This is a genomic window from Chryseobacterium sp. PvR013 (assembly GCF_017833095.1).
Taxonomy (GTDB): domain Bacteria; phylum Bacteroidota; class Bacteroidia; order Flavobacteriales; family Weeksellaceae; genus Chryseobacterium; species Chryseobacterium culicis_A.
The window spans coordinates 4,328,203-4,352,332 of the sequence record NZ_JAFIBT010000001.1 but is presented as its reverse complement, the minus strand read 5'-3'; the positions used below and the strand labels follow the sequence as shown (position 1 = coordinate 4,352,332).

The following is a 24,130-nucleotide window of genomic DNA, read 5'->3' as shown; positions in this document are numbered from 1 at the left end:
TTATAACTCACACAGATAAAATAAGTTAATATTTTTTAATATTATACATCTAATAAGCATATCTATTAAAAAAAATACAAACTTTAGAACATTCTAAAGTTTGTATTTTATATATTTTAAAGATAAAGGATTGATATTTCTAGAACTTATAAGCAATATTCCATGCAAATCCCATATTGAATTTTGAAGAACTTCTTCCAAAACCGGGAACAATCATTGGAGAGATATCATCCTGCTTAGAAGTATATACCATGTATCTTGGCTGAAGATTCACATCGATATAGAAGTTGGAACTGAATAACTGCACCCTGCCTCCTATTGTTCCTTCCAGCCAAAAAGAAGTTTGTGAGGACGAAGGAAACGCTTCAGAGGAATTACTTCCCCCAAATCCGCGAACGGGGACAGCCATATATTCCTGATTATAGAATGATCCGGCCGCTTTTCCACCGGCATAAAATCCGTTGAATTCATTTTCAGAATCTTTTGCCAGCATATAAAATGCACCCAACTTAACGAAAGGGCCGCTTGCCTTAGCATCATACCCATTCTTCTGATATATGTTTTTTTCAAAACCGGCTTCTGCAATAGCATGAATATTTCCTCTGATTTTTGAGGAAATAAATCCCTGGTACAATTTTCTGTCCGAAAAAAATCCGGCTCCTGTATTCAATACATCAAGGCCAACCATAAAATTGGGTTCATATTTTTCGTGAACCTTCTTCTCTGCTTCCTTTTTTTTATCCTGTGCCCAGCTTATTATTCCAAATAAACTAAAAAGAAAGGTAAAGATTAGTCTTGTCTTCATTCTCTATCTGATTTTGTCCGGCTTCCAGTTTCAGAACTGGATTAGGAGTTAATAATTCTGAACTTAAATTCTCATAAGTTTTTTTGATCCCACATCCTGGAGATACATAAGTTGACTTCGTAGTATAATTAATCCTTACTTTAGACTCTACCCCTTTATTGGTAAGTTTAAAATAAACATCTGTATAGGGCGAATTGTCTACCCGAAGAGGAATCAACCTTGAATCAATCTTTGCAAGTCCTCCCAGATCTACTTTTCCTGCACCATAATCTACTGCAACATAGAGTGAATCCAGAGTTCTATCTTTTCCAGAATCCAGTGATCTGAAAGCGATCTTCATTCTTGGAGTTCCCTCTCCGCTTTCGCAAATATCATCATCTCCTCCACAGGAAAAAAGCATTCCTAAAAGACAGATTGCTATGAGAAATTTAAAATACTTCATATTAAGATTTGAAATTCAAATTTAAATAAATTTATTTTTTAATCAACAACGCAATGTTCTCAACATGGTGTGTCTGCGGGAACATATCTACCGGCAAGATCTTTACTAAAGTATAGTGATCTTTCATCAAAGCAAGGTCTCTTGCCTGAGTAGCAGAATTACAGCTTACGTAAACTACTTTTTCAGGTGAAAGTTTTAAGATTTGCTCTACTACCTTCTGGTGCATTCCGTCTCTTGGTGGATCTGTGATCAATACATCTGCTTTAGGGTGGTTTGCCATGAATTCATCATTGAAAATATCTTTCATATCTCCACAATAGAACGTTGTATTTGTTAAACCATTCAATGCAGCATGTTCTATTGCCGCATCTATTGCTTCCTGTACAGATTCTATTCCAATAACCTGTTTTGCATTTCTTGCTACATATTGTGCAATTGTTCCTGTTCCTGTATAAAGGTCATATACCACTTCATCTCCTTTCAGATCAGCAAATTCAAGTGTTTTTCTGTATAATTCCAATGCCTGTTTGTAGTTGGTCTGGAAGAATGATTTCGGTCCTATCTTAAACTTCAGTCCGTCCATTTCTTCCATAAGGTAACCTTCTCCGAAATACACATTAATATTTAAATCATAAATAGAATCATTCTGCTTAGGATTAATGGCGTATACCAATGTCTTAATCTGCGGGAATTTTTCCAATAAGAATTCAAAAAGCTTCTCTCTGTTTTCTTTTTCTTCTCTGTAAAGCTGGAAAAGGACCATCCATTCTCCTTTAGAGTTCTGTCTCATCATCAAGGTTCTTAAAAACCCTTCCTGATTTCTTACATCAAAGAAGTCCAGACCATTATTTACTCCATATTCTTTTACAGCAAGTCTTATTGCATTGGAAGGATCTTCCTGAAGAAAGCACTCTTTCAGATCAAGAATCTTACTCCACATTCCCGGGATATGGAATCCTAAGGCATCTCTGCTTCCGAAATTCTCTTCGGAACTGATTTCATACTGAGTAAGCCATCTTGCATTGGAGAAGGAAAACTCCATTTTGTTTCTATAAAAATACTGTTCTTCAGATCCTAGAATTGACACGGTTTCAAAGTCATCAATTCCTCCGATTCTTTTGATATTATTATATACTTCTTCCTGTTTAAAATCGAGCTGTTTTTCATAGCTCATATTCTGCCATTTGCATCCTCCGCAGGTTCCGAAATGGACGCATTTAGGATCAACCCTGTAGGGCGATTTTTCAAGTACTTCAATAGCTTCGCCTTCATAATATTTTGACTTCGCTTTCTTCACTTTTACATTCACAATATCACCTGGAATTGCTCCTGAAACCATCACAGCTTTTCCTTCTTCTGTTCTTCCGATTGCCACGCCTTTTGCTCCGGCAGTCAATAGCTTTATATTTTCAAGAATTAAATCTCTTTTTTTCTTCCTACTCATTCTAAAATTTTCTATTTTCCTAATTGAAACTTTTACGTTCCAGTTTGCAAAAATACAATAAAAAAAACCTTATCCGAAGATAAGGTTTCTATACTGTGTTAAAGTTTATTATTTTGTTGGAGCTGGCTGTGGATTTGCGGGCTGTGGAGCTTGCTGCATTGCAGAAGGATCAAGCTGTAATTGCGGCTGCGTTTGCATATTCGGCTCTACTTTTGGAGCTGAAAGACCTGTTTGTTTATCAAGAATCGTTACTAATTCCTGCTCACCCAGGTTTACAAAAGATCTGCTGGCAATTTTACCATCTTTATCAATGATTACAAAGCAAGGTAACTTGAATCCATATACACCATATTTCTTAGCAATATCTGAGTTCAATCCTCCTTCTCCATAAACATTTACTCCCTGAATTCCTTTTAATAAGGAGTTACTTGTTTTAATGAACTGGTCTTTTGTATCATCAACGTTTACAAATACAAAATTCATTTTAGACTTGTAGAAGTTTACTACTTCCTTTAGTACAGGTACCGTAGCTTCGCTGATGTAAGGATTCCATGAAGCATAGAAGAATAACATATAAGGTTTTCCTTTGTTTTCAGAAAGTTTATAAGCTTTTCCGTCTTGTTTTGCTAAAGCTGCTTCAGGAGCTGCATCTCCGATTTTAAGACCTGTAATCGCTACCTGCATTTTTAAAAGATCACTTTTAATGGTAGCATCTTTAATATCTGAATCGATAATCTTTTTAATCTTGTCGATATTGGCAACCGGAGTCGTTGGATGAATATCAGCCTGAGCCATTACAAAAGCAAGAAGATAATCTTTTGCAGTCTGAGATAAGTCTTTCTTTGTTTTTAAATACTGAGCAAACATCTCAGAAGTTGTAATTCCTGTTTTTCCTTTGCTGTTTGCTTCAGCATACTTCTGGAAATCAGGAGTCATTTTTACAAGAAGATATTGTCTGTAAAGAGGAATCGTTTTCACCATTGCATCTTTATCTGTCTCTAACTGAGTTTCATAATCTTTAAAAGCCTTAGAAGCTTTGTAAGAAGGGTTTCCAGACATTGGACCGTGACCCATTTCATAATTGGCAAGCAAGTTAAGAATAGTTACTTTCACGTCGTTTTTCTTCCACTCTAATAATCCTTTGCTTGGGTTATTTTTCTTGGCAAGATCATCTACATTTTTATTAATATCTGCTTCAATTTTATGCATTCCTTTCAAAAATGCAGCTTCATCTCCACCCATTAATACAGGTAAATTAACTTTGCTGCCATAGTCTGCTAAAAACTTCATACTTGCCGTAAGGAAATCATTATTCTTTTTAGCATCTCCGGTAATTACATATTCATTTGGGAAAGTAGTTCCGTTTCCAGAAATATTCACAGTTTGTCCTCCTTCAAGATAGATCAGGCTTTGTCTGCCTGCATAGTTAATTACGTACATCCCATCTTTAGGAGCATCAAAATTTCCTGAAAAGTTTCCGTCTTTATCCAGACCTATATTAATTAAAGGCAGGGTTCCTACTCCTGAAGCTTCTACAAATTCAATTCTTTCTAATGGTGAGCTTCCTGTAATTTTTCCTTTTACTTCTACTTTTTTTGAACAAGACATCACAAAGAATGTGATGATAAACAATAAAAGATATTTTTTCATTTCAATTTTTAATATTACACAAAAATACGCTTTTTAGGGCTTGCTAATTCACACTAATTATTTTTTTTAAAAATTTTATTATTACCGTTCAAAAGGGATATTCTAATTATTGAACCCTATCTTTTTACCGGTAAAAAGTATTGGAAAGTTTTTTAAAAAACCATTCTATTACCCTTCAAATATATACTTAATAAATAAAGAATAACGAAGATCTATCAATAAGTTAACAAACTTTAACAGGGTCATCCCTTTCATAAAAAAATCGCCTCCAAAAATGAAGGCGATTTTTTATGTATTTGAATCAATTCTATCCTCGATCAGCAAGAGCAGCCATGTACTCTCTGTTCATTCTTGCAATGTTTTCAAGAGAAATACCTTTTGGACATTCTACTTCACATGCTCCGGTGTTTGAACAGTTTCCGAATCCTTCTTCGTCCATAGCTTTCACCATGTTCAGAACTCTTCTCTTAGCTTCTACTCTACCTTGTGGAAGTAATGCATACTGAGAAACCTTAGCTCCTACGAATAGCATTGCAGATCCGTTTTTACATGTTGCCACACAAGCTCCACATCCGATACAAGCTGCAGCATCCATTGCTTTATCTGCATCTTCTTTAGGAACCGGAATAGCATTAGCATCCAAGGTATTACCTGAAGTATTCACAGAAATGAATCCTCCGGCTGCCATTACTCTGTCGAATGCGCTTCTGTCTACCATCAAGTCTTTGATAACAGGGAAAGCGGCACTTCTCCAAGGTTCAATAACGATCGTTTCACCGTCTTTGAACATTCTCATGTGAAGCTGACAAGTGGTAATACCAGTATCAGGCCCGTGAGCTCTACCATTGATATAAAGAGAACACATACCGCAAATTCCTTCACGACAATCGTGGTCGAAAGCGATAGGCTCTTTACCTTCGTTAATTAAGTTTTCGTTCAGAATATCCAGCATCTCCAAAAATGAAGAGTCTGTAGATACATCTGATATTTTATAGGTCTCAAACTGACCTTTAGTTTTACTATTTTTTTGTCTCCAAATTTTCAGCGTAAGATGTAAGCCTTTTTTTGCACTCATAATGTTATATTTATAGGTTGGAGATTATTTATAACTTCTAGTTTTAACCTCGATGTTGTCGTATATCAATTCTTCTTTATGCAACACTTCCGCGTTGATATCGTTTCCTTGATATTCCCAAGCTCCGACGTATTTGTAGTTTACGTCATCTCTTTCCGCTTCTCCGTCCGGAGTTGAATGGTCTTCACGGAAATGTCCACCACAAGATTCATTTCTATGTAGTGCATCGATAGCCATTAATTGTCCAAGTTCAAGGAAATCTGCTACTCTGAATGCTTTTTCAAGCTCAGTGTTCATTCCTTCTCCTTCTCCTGGTACTTTTACATTTTTCCAGAAATCGTTTCTTACTTCTTCAATTTCCTTGATTGCTTCTCTCAATCCTTCAGGCGTTCTTCCCATTCCAACTTTGTTCCACATAATGTTTCCTAATTGCTTATGGAAGTGGTCTACAGAATGAGTTCCTTTGTTATTCAAGAAGAAATCAATTTTTTCTTTAATTCCTTTTTCAGCTTCGTCAAACGCTCCTGAATTGGTAGGAATAGCTCCTGTTCTGATGTCTGCAGAAAGGTAATCTGCAATCGTGTAAGGAAGTACGAAATATCCGTCAGCAAGACCCTGCATCAATGCAGAAGCTCCAAGTCTGTTAGCTCCATGGTCAGAGAAGTTAGCTTCACCGATTACGAAACATCCAGGAATGGTAGACTGAAGGTTATAATCAACCCATACACCACCCATTGTATAGTGAACTGCAGGATAAATCTTCATTGGAGTTTTGTAAGGATCATCAGCAGTAATTTTTTCGTACATAACGAATAAGTTACCGTATTTCTCCTCTACCCAGCTCTTACCTAAATCATAGATCTGCTGATCTGTAGGATTATGAATATGTTTTTCGATAGCGGATTCTTTACCTTTTTTCATGATCTCTGTAGAGAAATCCAGGTAAACACCTTCCTGAGTATCATTATTTTCAATACCGAATCCAGCATCACATCTTTCCTTAGCTGCTCTGGAAGCAACGTCTCTAGGCACAAGGTTACCGAATGCAGGATATCTTCTTTCTAAATAATAATCTCTATCTTCTTCTTTAATATTTTCCGGTCTTAATTTACCTTCTCTGATGGCTATTGAATCTTCAATTTTCTTAGGAACCCAGATTCTTCCTGAGTTTCTTAATGATTCAGACATCAAAGTCAGTTTAGACTGTTGTGTTCCGTGAACAGGAATACAAGTCGGGTGAATCTGTACGTAGCAAGGGTTTGCAAAGTACGCTCCTTTCTTATGAATCTTCCAGGCTGCAGAAACGTTTGATCCCATTGCGTTGGTAGAAAGGAAATATACGTTTCCGTATCCTCCTGAAGCTATTACTACAGCGTGAGCAGAGTGTCTTTCGATCTCACCTGTTACAAGGTTTCTTGCGATGATTCCTCTTGCTTTTCCATCTACAATTACAAGGTCAAGCATTTCATGACGGTTGTACATTTTGATTCTTCCTTTACCGATCTGGCGGCTCATTGAAGAGTATGCACCTAATAATAACTGCTGTCCTGTTTGTCCTTTTGCATAGAAAGTTCTTTTTACCTGAACTCCACCAAATGAACGGTTATCTAGCTGACCGCCGTAATCTCTCCCGAAAGGAACCCCTTGGGAAACACACTGGTCAATAATATTTGCAGAAACTTCAGCAAGTCTGTAAACGTTAGCCTCTCTTGCTCTATAGTCACCACCTTTGATGGTATCATAGAATAATCTGTAAGTAGAGTCACCGTCTCCCTGATAGTTTTTAGCAGCGTTGATCCCTCCCTGAGCTGCAATAGAGTGTGCTCTTCTTGGAGAATCCTGGTAGCAGAATGCTTTTACATTATATCCTTGCTCAGCCAGTGTAGCTGCTGCTGAACCTCCTGCCAAACCTGTACCTACAACAATAATATCAATCTTATCTCTGTTGTTTGGTGCAACAAGGTTCATATGGTCTTTATGATTTTTCCACTTGTCTTTAAGAGGACCCGCTGGAATTCTTGAATCTAATTTACTCATACTAGTATATTGATATTATTGAGTTATAAAATGGAAAACTGCTACGATGATGAATCCTGCAGGGATAAGGATTGAATACCATGTCCCGAAAGCTTTGATCACCGGCGTGTATTTTGGATGTCTTGCTCCAATAGACTGGAATGAAGACTGGAATCCGTGAGCTAAGTGTAATCCTAGTAGAACAAAAGAAATTACATATAGAGCCACCCTCCAAAGATCAGCAAACTTCTCATGAAGTTCAGGCCAGAAACGTTCTGCATCAGGAGTTAATCCTTCTACATACTTGTAATTAATTTCATGCAACCAGAAATCATATAAGTGAAGCGCTAAGAAAGCTAAGATAACAGCTCCGGAAATAATCATATTTCTGGACATCCATGAAGAATTCACTGATGCGTTGTTTGCTGCGTACTTTACCGGACGCGCTTTATTATTCTTGATTTCAAGCACAAATCCCATTACGAAATGGAAAATTACTGCAAAACCAAGAATAGGCTGCATTAAGAACTGCACAAAAGGATTATAGCCCATGAAGTCAGATGCTGTATTGAATGCATCTTTGTTCAGAACTGATAACAAATTGGTCGTCAAATGCAGTATAAGAAAAATCAGCAAAAATAGAGCTGATAATGCCATAGCATATTTTCTACCTATCGTAGAACTCGTTAAACCTGCCATATAAGTTTAAATTTGAATTTCTACAAAATTAAGAAAGTTTAACAATATCGAAAAGTGAGAAATCTCACAATTAGGCAGTTTGTAATGTTTCTAAATAAGAATTCCACCCTTTATAAATACAGGAAAACGCCTAAATTAAGAACCATCATTTCAGATCGTAAATCTTATCTCTGAAAACTACTTTTTGAACGGAGGATGACAAGGTTTTTACCTCAAAATGATCTACTCTCCTGGAGGCACAATAGGGATTTATTATATACTGTAAAATCTCTGCCATATTTTCCATATCCGAAATCCAGAAACATACTCTATCCCCATTTTTTACTGAAAAGATTTTGTTTTTATTAAAATGATGAACCAATATCTCTTCTTTCTGATGTTCAAAAGCTGTGCTTCCTGTTCTTATTATCAAAAAAATGATGGCCGCCATTATCAGCCTCATAAGATTTTTAAAATTGAACTTTAAGATAACCGGCCTTAATAAATAAACTACAGCAGACACCGAAAGAACTTCCAGGATATTCATTGGAATATTTTCAAAGAATAAAAGGTCAATCTCAGCAAAACTGTGGATTATTTTCAATAGAACCAGGATAATACAATCATATAGTCCATTCAGAAATTCAAAATCAATTCCAAAAGAAATCAGGGCAGTCATTATAAAGGAGAAAACAATAATGAGTTCGGAAAAAGGAACAACAACAAAATTGGCAATGATTGATATGAATGAAAACTGATGAAAATAATACAAGACCAAAGGAAGGGTTGCCAACTGTGCTGATAAAGATATTGTGATGGTATTAAACAGGAGTTTTTTAATATAGTTATCCTGTTTTGGAAAATGTTTCAACAAAGGCTGATTCAACCAATAAATCCCCAAAACAGCCAAAAAGCTAAGCTGAAAACCCACGTCAAAAAGTTGCTGGGTATCACCAATTAAAATAAAGAAAGCAGATAAAGCCAATGAATGAAGCAAATCCGGTTTCCGCTGAAGCAATACAAAAACAAAATAAACACTGAGCATGATACAGGATCGCAACACTGAATTTCCAAATCCAATAAAAGCAGCAAACAGCCAGATAAAAACCAAGCTTGCAATCACCGTATATTTTCTGAATGGTAAGGGAGTAAAACGGATCAGCAAAAAATAAAATATCCCGAAGATAACCACAATATGGGTTCCGGAAATAGCCAAAAAATGAACCAGCCCGGATTTATTGAAATCTTTTACAGTATCTGCATCAATCCCTGTACGGTCTGCCAGAATAATCCCTTTTAAAAATTCTTTGGTCTTTCCTGACATTCCGGTTGTATCAATTTTATGAAGAACCATAAGTCTATATTGCCGCATTTTATCCGCCAGCGTTACCTCACTCCATTCTGCAGATACAATTTCTTTTGAAATATAAATTTGATAATCAATATGTTTCCGCTTCAGATATCTGGCATAATCAAACTGAAAATCATATTGGGCCGTCTTTGCTTGTGTTACATACGCTTCAGCTTTATAATAATGAATAAAATCCAGCTCTTTTCTGTCTTTTGGAACATAAAAAATGGAATTGAAACGTGTATTTCCCACCTGTGCCGCACCTTCGTATTTTCTATATTTTCCAGAAGAATTTAATTTCTGAGCGATCTTAAAAGTAACCGTTTCTTTTTTCCCTACCAGAACTTTATCATCCGGAGAATAAGCATTATAAAAATGAAGGATAATCCCAGCACCAAAGAACAAAAGCACAAGCCCGATAAATTTGGTTTTGTGCAGAAAGTAAGAATGAAAACAGATTAAAACAAGCAGAACTAAACAGATTGCAGCAATCCCATAAACGAAAGATTTCGTCAACACTATTTTATCCTGAAAAAGAATCCCAAGAATAAAACATACGGCCAGAATAAGAAGAGGCTGCTTGTGCAATTTCAATTAATTATCAGGGTAAAGTAGATAATTAATTCATGAGATATGATCTCTAAACTGACTAAAAAACGCCCCGTTATGCATCAAAAACATCAACGGGGCACTTAATTTTTTATGGTAAAATTCAGGATTGAAAGTATACTATTTCTTTTTCAAAAATTTATCCGTCAAACGCTTAGTTTCTTTGATATAAAACAACGGATCTTTCCCATAATCTTCATATTTAAAATCTCCCGATTTTTTAGGAACAGCAGGTTCTATCTGGGTTCCTTCATGCCATTCATTGAATGAGGTGATCCCGATGAAATCAGGGTTTACTTTTATGGCAGCATCAAACATGTTTTCATAATACTTCCCATTGTTTCGGCTTTTGAAATTTGCTTCGTTCCATGGGCGGATTCTTGTATCTGAATACCCAGGCCCTACACAAGGAATAAAAATCAGATGATGATCTTTAGCATATTGGGCCATAAAATTCCAATTGGCAATTGTGCTTCCATATACAAAACCTTCGCTGGCAAAATAGGTATAGAAACCGTCAAAACCTGATGATTCAAAAAATTTCGCATCATCTTTTTCAACCCAAAGTCCTATATAAAGAGCATCTAATTCTGTATTTCGGATTGTTTTTTCGCCATTTTCAGACAGCATTTTTGCCCATTCTTCTTTAGGGATTTTATAGCTGTCATATACATACAACAGAGGTTTTCCGTCTTTTTTATAGAAAGCATGGTGATTGGAATATGTTTTTATAAGGTAGGAAAGCTGCTCCTTTAATTCTGATGTATTTTTATAAAACGGTTCAATGTGAAATGCAATTTTCAAATCAAAACGATCTGCAATATCCAGATAATTGATAAGACTTTTATCCGTGTATGAATCTTTTCCCAGCCAGCTTACCACCACAACTCCTACTCCGGATTCTTTGATCATTTTCATATGTTTTTCAATGATCTCCTTGTCGTTGGAACTATAATTTCCAAGTGCCGGATAAAAATTAGCCCCGATATCATCTCCTCCCTGGTGATGTCCCATATTGTTCCACTTCGGATTGCTCCAGTGAGGAAGAATTTCATGATTCCAGTGTTGATAACTTCCGTCTGTTGATGGATTTCCATACCAGCCGTAATAAAATATCTGAGCTTTATCTCTTATATTGTTCTGCTGGGCAAAACTATGGGAGAAAAATAAGGTAAATATCAGTAATAACAGGAAACGGGTACAATAATTCATAGGTAAAAGGTAGATTAATTTTTCAAAAGATTTGGGATGAGGCTATACGTTTAATATTACCTCAGCGGCATGGTCGCTGGCTCCTTTTCCGCCAAGCTTTTCTCTCAGAAGGCTATAGTCATTCAGAACCTGTTGTCTTTTTTCTCCTGTTAAAATCTTGTTGAGTTCTTCTACCAGGTTTTTGGTGTTCAGATCATTTTGAATCAATTCTTTTACCACTTCTCTATCCATAATCAGATTAACAAGGGAAATATAATTGATGTTTTTCACTAATCTTTTAGCAATAGCATAAGAAATTTTACTTCCGCGATAACAGACTACTTCAGGGATATCCAGTAATGCTGTTTCCAGAGTAGCTGTTCCTGACGTAACAAGAGCTGCTTTTGAGCATCTGAGCAGGTCATAGGTTTTATTGGAAACAAAATGAACATTATCATCCACATATTTCTCGTAAAATTCTTTTGGAAGACTGGGTGCTCCGGCAATTACAAACTGATAATTTTTAAAGTGTGGTCTTACAGAAAGCATTATTTCAAGCATTTTTTCTACCTCCTGTTCTCTGGAACCCGGTAATAATGCAATGATTTCCTTTTCGTTCAGTCCATGCTCAGATTTGAATTTTTCAATACTGATTTCCTGCAGATCCGAAATAGCATCCAGCAAAGGATGACCTACAAAATGGGAATGAACTCCATGTTTCCTGTAAAAATCTTCTTCGAAAGGAAGAATCACCATCATTTCATCCACATATTTTTTGATAATTTCTACGCGGCCTTCTTTCCAGGCCCAAAGTTGTGGTGAAATATAATACACCACCTTGATTCCAAGCTCTTTGGCAAATCTGGCAATTCTCAGGTTGAAACCCGGATAATCTACCAAAATCAAAACGTCAGGTCTGTTCTTTTGAATATCCTCTTTACAGAATTTAATATTATTGAGAATGGTACGAAGGTTCATCACCACTTCCAGGAATCCCATAAAGGCAAGGTCACGGTAATGTTTTACCAATGTTCCGCCCTGGGCTTTCATAAGGTCGCCACCCCAAAATCTGAATTCTGCATTGGAATCCTTTTGTTTTAAGGCTTTCATCAGGTTACTTCCATGTAAATCTCCAGAAGCTTCTCCTGCAATAATATAATACTTCATTTCTATAGTAAGGATAGAGAACAAATTAAGATTGATATGATCTTAATTCGTAAATTTGTTCAAAGATAATGATAAAAAATGTCAGAAGAATTTGAAATCCGGAATAAAGTTGCAGAAAGCGGCCTTATCAATTTTGACCTTACCACTTTACTTCCAAAAGGGGAAAGAAAAGGTATTGACCTTAAAGATTTTCTTTTTCAGGAAATGATCCTTAAAGAAAAAGATTTCCGTGAAAAGGTTGACGCCATCGATACGGAACAATATAGAGACACCTATATATACATTTACAATTCTGTAGATACTATTATTCCGCTTTGGGCTTATTTTGTTTTAACAGCGAAGCTTACAGAAGTAGCAAAGAAAATCGTTTTTGGAAACCGCGAAGACCTGGACGTTATTTTAATGCACAATGCCATCCAGACTCATGATTTTGAGGAAATGAGAGGAAAAAGAGTACTCGTAAAAGGCTGTTCCGATAAAGAAATCCCTGAAAATGCCTATATTGAATTGGTAGAACAATTAAAACCCATTGTAAAATCTCTGATGTTCGGAGAAGCTTGTTCGAATGTTCCTATTATAAAGAACTAATATGAACAAATATTTATTTTTGTTTATTATTTTTCTTGGAATCTATTATTTCGGAAGTTTTTCAAAAATTTCTTTGCCGATTGTGTTGGGTTTAGCTTATACCAGTCTACGAAAATTTTCATGGGTATGCCTGTTGATTCCTGTGGGATATCTTCTAGTCTATAAAGTCATATTATTGACGGAAAAAGGAAAAGAATTTCACACGTTTAAGGAGTATAAAGGAGGGCTGAATTATTATGCACTTCCATGGATGAATAACAATATTGGTATTTTGGAGTTCACCATTGATAAGAAGCAGGCATCTGAACCTATTGACTGGATGACCATCAGTGCGATAGAATATATAAAGCTTTTAAAGAGCAAAGGTTACACGGAAGAATAGATCAGAAAACTTTAACAATAATTATGAAAGACGGTCATTTTATGAGGCATATTTTTTGATAACTTTGGTTTACTTAATACTAACAAACACAAAAAATGAGTTTAATTGACCTACTTACAGGGAACACAGGCAACCAGGTTGCAGAACAGGCTGAAAACAAATTCGGAATCAGCAAAAACCAGGTAATTGCCCTATTAGCAGTAGCTACTCCTCTTATCATTTCTTATCTTAGAAATAAATCTCAGGATGCTAAAGAAGCAGAAGCTTTAAATAGTGCTTTAGATAAAGACCATAACGGAAGTATTTTAGATGATGCCTCACAAATTGAAGCAAGGCAGGCTGAAGGAGGATCTATTCTTGATCATATTTTCGGCGGACAAAAAAGTACTGTTGAAAACCAGCTGTCACAAAACACAGGAATTTCAATAGACAAAATAGGTCCTATTCTTGCGATGCTTGCCCCTGTTGTAATGGGTTATATCGGCCAGCAAAAACAACAAAATAATGTAGGCGCAGGCGGTTTGGGTGATCTTTTAGGAGGAATTCTTGGAAATGCTTCTAATCAGGCTCAGGCTCAGCAGTCTAATCCTTTAAATGACATTCTTGGAAGTGTTTTGGGAGGTGGCGGACAAGCCCAATCATCAGGAAATCCTCTGAACGATATACTGGGAAGTGTATTGGGTGGTGGAAACCAACAACAAGGCGGTGGCGGCTTAGGCAGCATCCTTGGTAATATTCTTGGAGGTAAATAATTAATTTAATTTTCATAAAAAAAGACCGGAGACATGATCTTCGGTCTTTTTTATTTTGATTACTTCTTAGATTTTTCTTCAGAAGCTGCAAAAGATTTTGAAGCCTTTTTAGGTCTTCTTTTTCCATAACTTCCGGAATTAATTTTTCCTCTTCTTGATTTTTTGTCTCCTTTTCCCATAGTATTATGTATTTGTTGTACTACGAATTTATAAAACCCAACGCTAAAATCCAATTAATAAAGCTGTTAAAGTTTTATTAATAGCTGGGAGAGGGAGGCTGGAAGTTACACCAGATTGCTGTTTTCAATTTCTCTTTTATCTGATCAAAATCTATACTATAATGATCGCTGTTAAAAACCGTTTTAGAGATCTCATGCCTTCATTACTTCCATCATCCATCATCCAGCTTCCAGCTCCCAGCCTTCTAAACCTTTCATTATCCTTAAAAAAAATTTACACTCCAATGTTTGCTAATAAAAACCGTTTTAGATATTTAAGACCTTCATTACTTCCATCATCCAGCTTCCAGCTCCCAGCCTTTTAAACCCTGATTGTTTTCCATTTTCCTTTAAAAAAATCTACACTCCAATGTTTGCTAATAAAAACCATTTTAGATATTTCAAACCTTCATTACTTCCATCATCCAGCTTCCAGCTTCCAGCTTTCTAAACCTTTATCGTTTTCCATTTTCCTTTTTTAAACAAGATAAAAGCAACAATGGTGATTAAAGTTTCTGCCGCCGGAATTGAAATGAAAACACCTTTCGGCCCCATGTCAAAATATTTGGATAAAAAATAGGCTAAAGGAATCTGAAACAGCCAGAATCCAAAAAGATTAACCCAAGTAGGAGTCCAGGTATCTCCTGCCCCATTGAATGCATTGATCATTACCATACCGATTCCATAAAAGATAAATCCAGTGCTCATAATCTGAAGAGCATTTTTAGCAAAATCTTTAATGGCCATTTCCTGCGTGAAAAAGCCCACTAAAAAATTCCCCATAAAAAGGAAGATCAGACTGACCACCAGCATAAAGATGACATTATATTTCACGGTTTTCATTACAGACTGTTCTGCTCTCAGCATTTCATTGGCTCCCATATTTTGTCCTACCAGCGTAGAAGCGGCATTACTCAGTCCCCATGCAGGAAGCATAAAAAACATCATAAGTCTTAAAGCGGTCTGATAACCTGCTGATGCATTCTCACCACCTGTTGTTGCCACGAGTTCTGCTAGGAAGATCCAGCTGCATGATGCAATAACAAACTGAAAAATTCCGGGAGTTGCAATTTTTATTACGGATTGGATAAGTTCATAATTCGGTTTAAAATAAGGAATCTTTATACGAATCTGCGTATCGGCTACTAAGAGATGATACAACTGATAAATCACCCCTATGCTACGGCCTATCGTTGTGGCCAAAGCAGCACCCGTTAATCCCAGAGCCGGAACTGGTCCTAAGCCTTTTATCAAAATCGGACAGAGAATAATATTGGCAATATTGGCTATCCATAAACTTTTCATCGCAATCATCGCATTTCCTGCTCCTCTGAAAATACCATTGATTAAAAATAAAAGCATAATAATGGTACTGCTTCCCATCATAATTCTGGTGAAATTCTTTCCATAAGCTGCCGCTTCAGGTTTTGAGCCCATCAGAATCAAAATTTCTTCAGCATAGATCACTCCGAGTAAGCTTAAAACAAAAGTAATAGCAAAGGAAACGAGCAGTACCTGTGCTGCACTTCTGGAAGCCTGTTCCGGGTTTTTCTCCCCAATTCTTCGTGCCACTAAAGCAGTTGCCGCCATACTCATACCGATCGCAATAGAATACATCACTGAAAGTACAGATTCGGTAAGACCTACCGTCTGAATGGCAAAGCCACTTTCTTTCAGGTGACCAACAAAATAGAGATCAACAAGAGCAAATACAGATTCCATAGCCATCTCCAACATCATGGGAATTGCTAAAAGCAGTACAGCGCTTCTGATATTCACTTTTGTAAAATCTGTTTCTTCGCCGCTGAATGCCTTTTTCAAAAACTGAATATATTTTGTCATGACTCTCCTGGTTTATTAGCAAAAGTATTCATTCAAAAGCAATTAAAAGTTGGCATATGAAAAGTTTTAATCATTTTTTGAATCATGACCGTTGCTATCAAAATTCAGTTAAAAATATTGTAAAATTAATTTTACAATAAAAATTTATCGTAATACGATAAATTTTTATACATTTACAACAACTAAAAATAATATCGCATGAAATTAATTGGTGAAAAATCTGTTTCTACTCTGCTAAGTAAAATTCTATTGGCAGGCTCCGTCGCTCAGCTTCTATACCTGGGATATATCATTTTGGGATTTCTCATTGTTTACAGTAATTTACATCAGGGAACACAGTTTTTCTCAGAAACTTTTAAAACCGAAAATTTCGATAATGAAATAAGAAAAACTGCAACTGATTCTTTAACGTTCCAATTCGGAATGCCATTAACGGGTGCTATAATCAAAGGAAGTTATACCCTGTATACCTTTATTTCCATTATTTTTTTTGTTGGATTTTACAGTGTTTTTACTTTTTATTTGTTCAGAATATTCAAAGGAATGAGTACTGATCTTATTTTTAATATAAAAGTGATCCATGATTTAAAGATATTCGCTACACTTAACATCGTCTTTATCCCTATCTATAGTATTGTTTTATATTGTATGGATCAATCTATCTATAGCATAGATCCTCTATTCATCGTGCTTCACTTCACATTGGGAATCATTATATTTTTTATTATAGAATTTTTCAAAAAGGGATATGAATTACAAACAGAAAACGAATTAACTATATAATCATGCCGATCATTATCAACATTGATGTAATGCTTGCCAAACGGAAAATGCAGTCCCAGGAATTAGCCGAAAAAATAGGAATTACCCAAGCAAATCTCTCCATTTTAAAAAACGGAAAAGCCAAGGCTTTGAAAATTTCCACCTTAGAAGCAATCTGCACTGCACTGGATTGTCAACCCGGAGATATCTTAGAATTTAAACCATAAAAACTACAATATGCAATTACACCAAACCCTTAAAACAATCATTCTTGCATTAGGAATGTTATGCGTGACCTCTGTAACCGCTCAGGAATTAACTAATGAGCATAAGCAAATGCTAAAATATGACAACACTGCCTACTTTGCAGGTTTAATCAATAAGGAAAACATCAATGCATGTTATCAAATCGAAAATAACGCTTATACTTTATTAGCGCTGGCCATTAAAATGAACAGCAAGGAGATTTTCCAAAAACTGATTGATGAAAAAGCTGATCTAAACAAAATCTGTGATGGAAAAACACCATTAATGTTTGCGGCAAAATATGGCAATACAGAGTTAGCAAAAAAACTTCTGGCCAACGGAGCAAAAAAAGACACGAAAACCTCAGCAGGCTACACTGCTTTAGATTATGCCCGAAAGTATGAAAAACCCGAAATGATTAAGCTTTTAGAATAAGTTCCCCTTATTTCCCAAAACCAGTTTTACGATTTTACAATAATTAAAAGAATAGACCGCTTAATCAAATAACATTTATTGCCAAAACTTATCAATTGGTAATAAAATTTAATTTAGATTTGTATATTCTTAAAAATTATTCTTATGAAAAAAATAATCTCTACTACCTTTCTATTTGGAATGTTACTGTCTGGCAGTATGTTATCTGCTCAGAAAATGACTCAGGAAAAGATGAAAGCCATTTATTCTGATGATATAGCAACATTTAAAAAACAGTTTGCCCCGGGAGATTACAACAAATGTTTCCTTGTTGGAGATATACTTTATTCACCTCTTGGCTTCAGTGTTATGTCTGATAGAAAGAACATTATCAACTTCCTTTTGGACAACAAAGCCAACGTCAACAAAAAATGTCAGAACAAAACACCTCTTGAAGTAGCTGATGAAACAAAAGGTACTGAAGAAATAAAGAGAATTCTGATCGCAAAAGGTGGTAATAGAAATTAAAAAATCTAAAAACAATATATGAAACTTCCGAAAGGAAGTTTTTTTTATTTATAAAACCTGCAAAAATCTTATCTTTGCCAACGAAAAATTCAAGGTTCAAAAATGAACCTTAAACATTGAACTTTAAACAAATAATTATGTTTCGATCACACACCAACGGAGAGCTATCTCTGAAAAATCTGAATGAAGAAGTTACACTATCAGGATGGGTACAGACTATCCGTGATAAAGGATTTATGATTTGGGTAGATCTACGAGATCGTTACGGAATTACCCAGCTGGTTTTTGACCAGGAGCGCTCTTCTGCACAATTGATGGAAGAAGCTAAAAAACTGGGCCGTGAATTTGTGATTCAGGCTACCGGAAGAGTTATTGAAAGAGTAAGTAAAAACCCTAATATTCCAACCGGGGAAATTGAAATTCTGGTAGAAAAACTGACTATTCTGAACGACTCTCAGCTTCCTCCTTTTACTATTGAGGATGAAACAGACGGTGGTGAAGAATTAAGAATGAAATACCGTTACCTGGATATCAGAAGAAATCCGGTAAAAGATAAACTGATCTTCCGTCATAAAATGGCACAGAAAGTAAGAAATTATTTATCTGAAGAAGGTTTCATTGAAGTGGAAACCCCTGTTTTGATCAAGTCCACTCCGGAAGGCGCAAGAGACTTCGTGGTACCAAGCAGAATGAATCCGGGGCAGTTTTATGCATTACCACAGTCTCCACAGACTTTCAAGCAGCTTTTGATGGTAGGTGGAATGGATAAATATTTCCAGATTGTAAAATGTTTCCGTGATGAGGATTTGAGAGCTGACAGACAGCCGGAATTTACACAGATCGACTGTGAAATGGCTTTTGTAGAGCAGGAAGATGTGATGAACGTATTCGAAGGAATGACTAAAACTCTTTTAAAAGATATTACAGGCCAGGAATTCGGAAACTTCCCAAGAATGACTTTCGCGGATGCAATGAGAAAATACGGAAATGACAAACCGGATATTCGTTTCGGGATGGAGTTCGTAGAACTGAATGAGCTGGTAAAAGGGAAAGACTTTAAAATATTTGATGACGCAGAACTGGTTGTCGGAATCAATGTAGAAGGTTGTGCAGAATATACAAGAAAGCAAATTGACGAACTTGTTGATTGGGTAAAACGTCCTCAGATTGGAGCTTCAGGAATGGTTTGGGCAAAATTCCAGAATGATGGAGTGAAAACCTCATCGGTGAACAAATTCTACAACGAAGAAGATTTAGCAAAAATCATCGAAAAATTCGGAGCTAAAGAAGGAGACTTAATGTTGATTCTTTCCGGAAATGAGAATAAAGTAAGAGCTCAGCTTTCTGCATTAAGAATGGAGCTTGGAAACCGTTTGGGATTAAGAAAAGGAAATGAGTTTGCTCCACTTTGGGTAGTTGACTTCCCTCTATTGGAATGGGATGAAGATACTGAAAGATACCATGCAATGCACCACCCTTTCACCTCTCCAAAACCAGAAGATATTCACTTATTGGAAACGGATCCTGGAAAAGCAAGAGCCAACGCTTACGATATGGTTCTTAACGGAAATGAAATCGGAGGAGGATCTATCAGAATTTTTGACAGAGATCTTCAGTCTAAAATGTTTGATTTATTAGGATTCACCAGAGAAGAAGCAGAAGCTCAGTTTGGATTCCTAATGAATGCGTTCAAATATGGAGCTCCGCCACATGGTGGTTTAGCATTCGGATTTGACCGTTTGGTAGCCATTCTTGATGGAAATGAAGTAATCAGAGATTATATCGCATTCCCTAAGAACAATTCAGGACGAGATGTAATGATTGACGCGCCGGCCTCGATTGCTGATGCACAGCTCGACGAATTAGAATTACAATTGAATTTAAAAGCATAAATGTAAAGCGGGGTTTTTGCCCCGCTTTTTTTATATCATCAATTACAGGGATCTTCAATTTACCTACAATTTCCATGCTCTATATCGACAATATTACTTAAAAAAAAAGAAGATCACATTTTGGCTGCCATGGCTGTATAAATTTAATCATGTCTTATTAATTTGTTAATAGAATAAACTTTACGTGAGTGTAATGTGCAGTTTCAATCACTATATCAAATATTTGTGAAATAATTAGATTTGAAAATAAGTAGTAAAAATTAAATCAAAATAAATTATTTAACGAAACAAATACATTTTTCGAATAAAAACACAACAAAACAATCAATATATTATGTTATATTTAAATAATAACTTTTATTGATATATTTACCACACACAGCTGAATTATAATGAAGACTTAATCAAACTTAGGGATTGATGTGTTTTAACCATCTTTTGCGCATGATGATAATATAGCTGTTCATATTTAAAACCTGATCACCAAACCAATATTAAATAATATGAAAAGCAAACTATTACTATTATCAGGATGCCTTATTTTGGCACTGAATTCATGTAGGTCGGATATTGAAAATGCACAGGCAGATTCAATGGATCAAACCACGACAAAGCTAGACAATGCAAAGATTCACAAATTCTTAATCAACGGAAATTACACGTATGTCAATGAAGTAAACGGTGAATATTTTTACGCCGATGACATTACGATTAGCCCTGAGCAGTTTGACAAGTTAAAGATGCAGGCCAGTTCTGAAATGTCAACCGTTGAAAAAAGTACCATTGTAAGCTCCTTTATTAAGACATGGCCGAATGCAACCGTTTATTATACATTACCCAGCCAGGGAAGTATGAGTACTCAGAATTACAATACCTTCCTTACCAATATCAACAAAGCGTTTGATATGATTTCTTCTCAAACCAGTGTTCAGTTTGTTGAACGCACCAATCAAACAGAATATATTACTTTTACTTATACAACCTCCAATAGCTCTCCCCTTGGATGGCAAAAAAACAGGGTTAATGGCATTAAAATTTATAATATTACTTATCCCGCCATTATCGCTCACGAAATAATGCACTCAATGGGAATCATGCATGAGCAGTGCCGCCCAGATAGAGATCAGTACATCATTGTAGATGTTAACAAAGCTGTGGAAGGAAGCCGTCATAACTTCAATCTTTATAATGATTATGCAGGACATGGGGCATTTGATTTCGGGTCAGTCATGATGTATCAGTCTACAGACTTTGCTATAGATGCAAGCCAGCCTGTAATGACCAAGCTGGACGGATCTACATTTACCAAGCAAAGGACAGGATTGTCTGCAGGTGACTATGCCGGAATAAATCATTTGTACGGACCTGTTAATGCCTCTTCTGCAGTCAACGGAACTTATACCATGACAACGGCTTTAGCGAGTGATAAAAATTTAGACATTTCCGGAAGTTCCACTGCAGACGGCACCAGCATCATTCTGTATTCAGCTTCTACAGGAAATAACCAGAGATTTACTTTCAGCAAATCAGATCATGGATATTATATCATCAAATCTATATTGGATCCTGCAAAGGTTTTAACCGTAAAAAGTAACGGAACAACGAATGGAACAGCTGTTGAATTAAGAACCAATTCTAATGCAGATTCTCAGAAATGGTTATTATTCAATCTGGGAAATAATGGTTTTGGATTCGCTCCTAAGAATGCGCCAGCACTGAGATTAGAAGTAAAGAATGGAGCAACTACTAATCTTACTCCTATTGTAATCGGTACTACGGATCAAACGGTTCAACCTTCTACAAAGCAGCGTTTTGTGCTTACAAAAGTTAACTAAACTTCTTTATACAAATAAAAAAGAGGTTAGGAAATACACTTCCTAACCTCTTTCTCTATTTGATAACTATTTATTAGATTAATTTCAACATCTCATTTCTTCCCGGACCTGTTGAAAGATAAGCCACCGGAATCCCCAATTCAGCTTCCAAAAATGATAAAAATTCAATTAACTCCTGTGGTAATTCTGAAGGATTTTTCATTGTAGAAAAATCAGCATTCCAGCCGTTCATCCATTTCAGTACAGGCTTTCCATTTTCCGGAAGTATCCCTGAAGCCGCTACTGTTTTTCCATCTTCCAGTTCATAGTGGGTACAAACAGCTACAGATTTCAATCCGCTTAAAACATCTGCCTTCGTCAGAACCAGCTGCGTCACTCCGTTGATCATTACGGCGTATTTTAAAGCAGGTAAATCCAGCCAGCCTGTTCTTCTCGGACGTCCTGTATTGGAACCAAACTCATTCCCTTTAGTTCTGATCTCTTCTCCTAATTCATCAAACAACTCTGTTGGAAATACTCCGTTCCCTACTCTCGTACAATATGCTTTAGCAATTCCAAATATTTCACCGATCTTTTTCGGTGAAACACCTAACCCACTGCTCGCTCCTGAAGCTGTTGTGGAAGAAGAAGTTACATAAGGATAGGTTCCGTGGTCAATATCAAGCATGGCTGCCTGAGATCCTTCAGCCAATATTGTTTTTCCTTCAGCCAAAGCATTGTTTAAATACATTTCGGTTTCTGTACACTTAAATCTCTTCAGAAAATCGACTGCTTCAAAAAACTCATTACTGATATCTTCTAAAGATGGCAGCTCTATATTTCCCTCAGCAAGCATTTTGTAATCTCTTGCTAAAATATGTTTTACCCTGCTTTCAAAGTCCGGAGCAAACATATCTCCTATTCTTACATTCTGTCTTAAAATTTTATTTGAATAGGCCTGAGCAATCCCATTTTTAGTTGTTCCAATGGTAGTATAATCAGAACTCTCCTCCATAAAAATATCCAGAAGCTTATGGGTAGGAAGTACAAAGTGAGATTTCAATGAAATAACGATATTATTTTCCGGCTGAACAGTCTCATCAAATGCCTGAAGGTTTATAATCTCTTTTTTAAAGCTCACCGGATCCAGAACCGTTCCCGTACCGATAACGTTCTGCACTCCTTTCATAAAGATTCCCGAAGGGATCATTTTAAGCGTAATTCTGCGGCCATTTCTTTCTATGCTGTGCCCAGCGTTAGATCCGCCGTTAAAACGCGCTGTAATGTCATAACTTTCACTGATAAGATCAATAAACTTTCCTTTTCCTTCATCACCCCATTGTAATCCTAATACAATATCCATATTCGTACTTTAATTTTTATAGGGCAAAGCTATGACAGTCAAATAGAAAGACCATTGCCATTTGACAAAAAGGGTTTAATAAGAAATTAGATGTTAGATGTTAGATGTTAGATGTTAGCCAAATTTACAAAGTCTGTTGTTCCTGCACACTCATTAGTATCATCTATCAATGATCATTCATCATTGATCATTCTAGACTATATTTCTTCTGATCCGGCTTAATGAAGAAGGAGTAACCCCAAGATAGGAAGCCAGCATGGACTGTGGAACTCTATTGGCAAGTCCGGGATAATGGTTTAAAAAATGAATGTACCGTGATTTCGCATCCTGATTCAGCATGATACTTGCCACCTTTAACTTGTTCTCCACCACAAAGGCATGAATTCTGGCAAATAAAACCGGCCACACCGCAATTTTCTGTTCCAGGATTTTAAAATATTGAAGATCCATCACCAAAAGTACAGCATCGGTAATAGCTTCAATATCTTCATGCGCAGGCAGCTGATCTGTAAACCCTTGAAAATCTCCGATAAATCTCCCTTCATAGATGAAATACCTGGTAAAATCATCACCTTGTTTATTATAATACAAAGACCGGAATACTCCTTTTTTTACAAAAGCAATTCTTTGGCTCACCTTTCCTGCTTCTACAAAAGGTTCTCCTTTTTTTACAGTGACTTCCTGAATGCCATCAGCAATTAAAAGCTCATCCTGAGGATTCAGTGACCCGAATTTTTTGATATAATTAAAAAGTTCTTCCATGTTGTATTGTATCCACAGATTGCGGAAAGATAAAGATATAAAAGTCAGCGCTAAAAACAATTGTCATTTGACAACAAAGCCATCTAAAGGTACCACACGGGTGTTCAACGGCATATTAATTGCTTGATTTTTAAAAACG

General features: G+C 36.2%; 24 protein-coding genes. 10 read left to right on the top strand and 14 right to left on the bottom strand.

All coding sequences use genetic code 11. The features are described from left to right. Positions 1-139: 139 nt before the first annotated feature. The 10 genes from JOE44_RS19850 to lpxB all read right to left on the bottom strand — a co-directional run bounded on the left by JOE44_RS19850 (position 140) and on the right by lpxB (position 12,428). On the bottom strand, positions 140-805 hold the full coding sequence (locus tag JOE44_RS19850) for a DUF6048 family protein (protein WP_105681648.1): 666 nt from the start codon (positions 803-805) through the stop codon (positions 140-142). Beyond that, entirely contained in the window at positions 771-1,247 is a 477-nt protein-coding gene (locus JOE44_RS19845) for a DUF6452 family protein (protein ID WP_209786922.1), read from the bottom strand. The genes JOE44_RS19850 and JOE44_RS19845 overlap by 35 nt, the downstream gene beginning before the upstream one ends. A 31-nt stretch (positions 1,248-1,278) precedes the next feature. Continuing rightward, positions 1,279-2,691, bottom strand: a complete 1,413-nt coding sequence (rlmD, locus tag JOE44_RS19840; protein ID WP_105681650.1) for a 23S rRNA (uracil(1939)-C(5))-methyltransferase RlmD — start codon at positions 2,689-2,691, stop codon at positions 1,279-1,281. A 108-nt stretch (positions 2,692-2,799) separates the two neighbouring features. Further along, complete coding sequence (locus JOE44_RS19835) at positions 2,800-4,341, bottom strand: TlpA disulfide reductase family protein (protein ID WP_105681651.1); 1,542 nt, start codon at positions 4,339-4,341, stop codon at positions 2,800-2,802. A 307-nt stretch (positions 4,342-4,648) separates the two neighbouring features. Continuing rightward, positions 4,649-5,416, bottom strand: a complete 768-nt coding sequence (locus JOE44_RS19830; protein ID WP_209786921.1) for a succinate dehydrogenase/fumarate reductase iron-sulfur subunit — start codon at positions 5,414-5,416, stop codon at positions 4,649-4,651. 24 nt (positions 5,417-5,440) lie between these two features. Continuing rightward, positions 5,441-7,453, bottom strand: coding sequence for a fumarate reductase/succinate dehydrogenase flavoprotein subunit (locus JOE44_RS19825; RefSeq protein ID WP_209786920.1), 2,013 nt, complete (start codon positions 7,451-7,453; stop codon positions 5,441-5,443). A gap of 15 nt (positions 7,454-7,468) precedes the next feature. Beyond that, positions 7,469-8,131, bottom strand: coding sequence for a succinate dehydrogenase cytochrome b subunit (locus JOE44_RS19820; RefSeq protein ID WP_105681654.1), 663 nt, complete (start codon positions 8,129-8,131; stop codon positions 7,469-7,471). A 145-nt stretch (positions 8,132-8,276) separates the two neighbouring features. Then, positions 8,277-10,049, bottom strand: a complete 1,773-nt coding sequence (locus JOE44_RS19815; RefSeq protein WP_245169821.1) for a ComEC/Rec2 family competence protein — start codon at positions 10,047-10,049, stop codon at positions 8,277-8,279. A gap of 141 nt (positions 10,050-10,190) precedes the next feature. After that, positions 10,191-11,282 carry a glycoside hydrolase family 99 protein gene (locus JOE44_RS19810; RefSeq protein WP_209786918.1) on the bottom strand — a complete coding sequence of 364 codons (1,092 nt, stop codon included), beginning with the start codon at positions 11,280-11,282 and terminating at the stop codon, positions 10,191-10,193. 42 nt (positions 11,283-11,324) lie between these two features. Then, entirely contained in the window at positions 11,325-12,428 is a 1,104-nt protein-coding gene (gene lpxB / locus JOE44_RS19805) for a lipid-A-disaccharide synthase (protein ID WP_209786917.1), read from the bottom strand. A 78-nt stretch (positions 12,429-12,506) separates the two neighbouring features. On the opposite strand from lpxB, the gene JOE44_RS19800 reads away from it, so the two are divergent. From JOE44_RS19800 to JOE44_RS19790, 3 genes are all read left to right on the top strand, one after another. After that, on the top strand, positions 12,507-13,016 hold the full coding sequence (locus JOE44_RS19800) for a DUF2480 family protein (protein ID WP_209786916.1): 510 nt from the start codon (positions 12,507-12,509) through the stop codon (positions 13,014-13,016). Position 13,017: 1 nt separating this feature from the next. Continuing rightward, positions 13,018-13,398 carry a hypothetical protein gene (locus JOE44_RS19795; protein ID WP_209786915.1) on the top strand — a complete coding sequence of 127 codons (381 nt, stop codon included), beginning with the start codon at positions 13,018-13,020 and terminating at the stop codon, positions 13,396-13,398. A 95-nt stretch (positions 13,399-13,493) separates the two neighbouring features. After that, positions 13,494-14,150, top strand: a complete 657-nt coding sequence (locus JOE44_RS19790) for a DUF937 domain-containing protein (protein WP_105681660.1) — start codon at positions 13,494-13,496, stop codon at positions 14,148-14,150. 59 nt (positions 14,151-14,209) lie between these two features. On the opposite strand, the gene JOE44_RS19785 is transcribed toward JOE44_RS19790, so the two are convergent. Then, positions 14,210-14,329, bottom strand: a complete 120-nt coding sequence (locus JOE44_RS19785; RefSeq protein ID WP_065119703.1) for a 30S ribosomal protein THX — start codon at positions 14,327-14,329, stop codon at positions 14,210-14,212. 161 nt (positions 14,330-14,490) lie between these two features. On the opposite strand from JOE44_RS19785, the gene JOE44_RS19780 reads away from it, so the two are divergent. Further along, positions 14,491-14,694 (top strand): hypothetical protein, encoded by a 204-nt coding sequence (locus tag JOE44_RS19780; protein WP_209786914.1) that lies wholly within the window; start codon positions 14,491-14,493, stop codon positions 14,692-14,694. A 121-nt stretch (positions 14,695-14,815) separates the two neighbouring features. Here JOE44_RS19780 and JOE44_RS19775 read toward each other — a convergent pair whose 3' ends face one another. Then, on the bottom strand, positions 14,816-16,210 hold the full coding sequence (locus tag JOE44_RS19775; RefSeq protein ID WP_209786913.1) for an MATE family efflux transporter: 1,395 nt from the start codon (positions 16,208-16,210) through the stop codon (positions 14,816-14,818). Between the two features lie 198 nt (positions 16,211-16,408). On the opposite strand from JOE44_RS19775, the gene JOE44_RS19770 reads away from it, so the two are divergent. The 6 genes from JOE44_RS19770 to JOE44_RS19745 all read left to right on the top strand — a co-directional run bounded on the left by JOE44_RS19770 (position 16,409) and on the right by JOE44_RS19745 (position 21,887). Continuing rightward, positions 16,409-16,993, top strand: coding sequence for a DUF2975 domain-containing protein (locus JOE44_RS19770; RefSeq protein WP_209786912.1), 585 nt, complete (start codon positions 16,409-16,411; stop codon positions 16,991-16,993). Between the two features lie 2 nt (positions 16,994-16,995). Next, positions 16,996-17,199, top strand: coding sequence for a helix-turn-helix transcriptional regulator (locus tag JOE44_RS19765; protein WP_077418859.1), 204 nt, complete (start codon positions 16,996-16,998; stop codon positions 17,197-17,199). A gap of 10 nt (positions 17,200-17,209) precedes the next feature. Then, a complete protein-coding gene (locus JOE44_RS19760; protein WP_209786911.1) occupies positions 17,210-17,653 on the top strand; it encodes an ankyrin repeat domain-containing protein in 444 nt (147 codons plus the stop codon). A gap of 144 nt (positions 17,654-17,797) precedes the next feature. Then, complete coding sequence (locus tag JOE44_RS19755; RefSeq protein WP_123864430.1) at positions 17,798-18,160, top strand: ankyrin repeat domain-containing protein; 363 nt, start codon at positions 17,798-17,800, stop codon at positions 18,158-18,160. Positions 18,161-18,297: 137 nt separating this feature from the next. Next, on the top strand, positions 18,298-20,052 hold the full coding sequence (aspS, locus tag JOE44_RS19750) for an aspartate--tRNA ligase (RefSeq protein ID WP_209786910.1): 1,755 nt from the start codon (positions 18,298-18,300) through the stop codon (positions 20,050-20,052). Positions 20,053-20,555: 503 nt separating this feature from the next. Continuing rightward, complete coding sequence (locus JOE44_RS19745; protein WP_209786909.1) at positions 20,556-21,887, top strand: M12 family metallopeptidase; 1,332 nt, start codon at positions 20,556-20,558, stop codon at positions 21,885-21,887. 73 nt (positions 21,888-21,960) lie between these two features. Here the strand turns inward: JOE44_RS19745 and JOE44_RS19740 are convergent, their stop codons facing one another. After that, positions 21,961-23,229, bottom strand: coding sequence for an adenylosuccinate synthase (locus JOE44_RS19740; protein WP_209786908.1), 1,269 nt, complete (start codon positions 23,227-23,229; stop codon positions 21,961-21,963). A 192-nt stretch (positions 23,230-23,421) separates the two neighbouring features. Then, positions 23,422-23,991: a Crp/Fnr family transcriptional regulator gene (locus tag JOE44_RS19735; RefSeq protein ID WP_209786907.1), complete on the bottom strand. Its 570-nt coding sequence runs from the start codon at positions 23,989-23,991 to the stop codon at positions 23,422-23,424. Positions 23,992-24,130: the final 139 nt, after the last annotated feature.

What these genes read in the sequence shown, in the direction of transcription:
- JOE44_RS19785 (WP_065119703.1), bottom strand. Translation starts at nt 14,329, where the DNA reads ATGGGAAAAGGAGACAAAAAATCAAGAAGAGGAAAAATTAATTCCGGA.
- JOE44_RS19740 (WP_209786908.1), bottom strand. Translation starts at nt 23,229, where the DNA reads ATGGATATTGTATTAGGATTACAATGGGGTGATGAAGGAAAAGGAAAG.
- JOE44_RS19825 (WP_209786920.1), bottom strand. Translation starts at nt 7,453, where the DNA reads ATGAGTAAATTAGATTCAAGAATTCCAGCGGGTCCTCTTAAAGACAAG.
- JOE44_RS19755 (WP_123864430.1), top strand. Translation starts at nt 17,798, where the DNA reads ATGAAAAAAATAATCTCTACTACCTTTCTATTTGGAATGTTACTGTCT.
- JOE44_RS19745 (WP_209786909.1), top strand. Translation starts at nt 20,556, where the DNA reads ATGAAAAGCAAACTATTACTATTATCAGGATGCCTTATTTTGGCACTG.
- JOE44_RS19850 (WP_105681648.1), bottom strand. Translation starts at nt 805, where the DNA reads ATGAAGACAAGACTAATCTTTACCTTTCTTTTTAGTTTATTTGGAATA.
- JOE44_RS19735 (WP_209786907.1), bottom strand. Translation starts at nt 23,991, where the DNA reads ATGGAAGAACTTTTTAATTATATCAAAAAATTCGGGTCACTGAATCCT.
- aspS (WP_209786910.1), top strand. Translation starts at nt 18,298, where the DNA reads ATGTTTCGATCACACACCAACGGAGAGCTATCTCTGAAAAATCTGAAT.
- JOE44_RS19765 (WP_077418859.1), top strand. Translation starts at nt 16,996, where the DNA reads ATGCCGATCATTATCAACATTGATGTAATGCTTGCCAAACGGAAAATG.
- JOE44_RS19770 (WP_209786912.1), top strand. Translation starts at nt 16,409, where the DNA reads ATGAAATTAATTGGTGAAAAATCTGTTTCTACTCTGCTAAGTAAAATT.
- JOE44_RS19820 (WP_105681654.1), bottom strand. Translation starts at nt 8,131, where the DNA reads ATGGCAGGTTTAACGAGTTCTACGATAGGTAGAAAATATGCTATGGCA.
- JOE44_RS19795 (WP_209786915.1), top strand. Translation starts at nt 13,018, where the DNA reads ATGAACAAATATTTATTTTTGTTTATTATTTTTCTTGGAATCTATTAT.
- JOE44_RS19845 (WP_209786922.1), bottom strand. Translation starts at nt 1,247, where the DNA reads ATGAAGTATTTTAAATTTCTCATAGCAATCTGTCTTTTAGGAATGCTT.
- rlmD (WP_105681650.1), bottom strand. Translation starts at nt 2,691, where the DNA reads ATGAGTAGGAAGAAAAAAAGAGATTTAATTCTTGAAAATATAAAGCTA.
- JOE44_RS19810 (WP_209786918.1), bottom strand. Translation starts at nt 11,282, where the DNA reads ATGAATTATTGTACCCGTTTCCTGTTATTACTGATATTTACCTTATTT.
- JOE44_RS19835 (WP_105681651.1), bottom strand. Translation starts at nt 4,341, where the DNA reads ATGAAAAAATATCTTTTATTGTTTATCATCACATTCTTTGTGATGTCT.
- JOE44_RS19800 (WP_209786916.1), top strand. Translation starts at nt 12,507, where the DNA reads ATGTCAGAAGAATTTGAAATCCGGAATAAAGTTGCAGAAAGCGGCCTT.
- JOE44_RS19830 (WP_209786921.1), bottom strand. Translation starts at nt 5,416, where the DNA reads ATGAGTGCAAAAAAAGGCTTACATCTTACGCTGAAAATTTGGAGACAA.
- JOE44_RS19775 (WP_209786913.1), bottom strand. Translation starts at nt 16,210, where the DNA reads ATGACAAAATATATTCAGTTTTTGAAAAAGGCATTCAGCGGCGAAGAA.
- lpxB (WP_209786917.1), bottom strand. Translation starts at nt 12,428, where the DNA reads ATGAAGTATTATATTATTGCAGGAGAAGCTTCTGGAGATTTACATGGA.
- JOE44_RS19780 (WP_209786914.1), top strand. Translation starts at nt 14,491, where the DNA reads ATGATCGCTGTTAAAAACCGTTTTAGAGATCTCATGCCTTCATTACTT.
- JOE44_RS19790 (WP_105681660.1), top strand. Translation starts at nt 13,494, where the DNA reads ATGAGTTTAATTGACCTACTTACAGGGAACACAGGCAACCAGGTTGCA.
- JOE44_RS19760 (WP_209786911.1), top strand. Translation starts at nt 17,210, where the DNA reads ATGCAATTACACCAAACCCTTAAAACAATCATTCTTGCATTAGGAATG.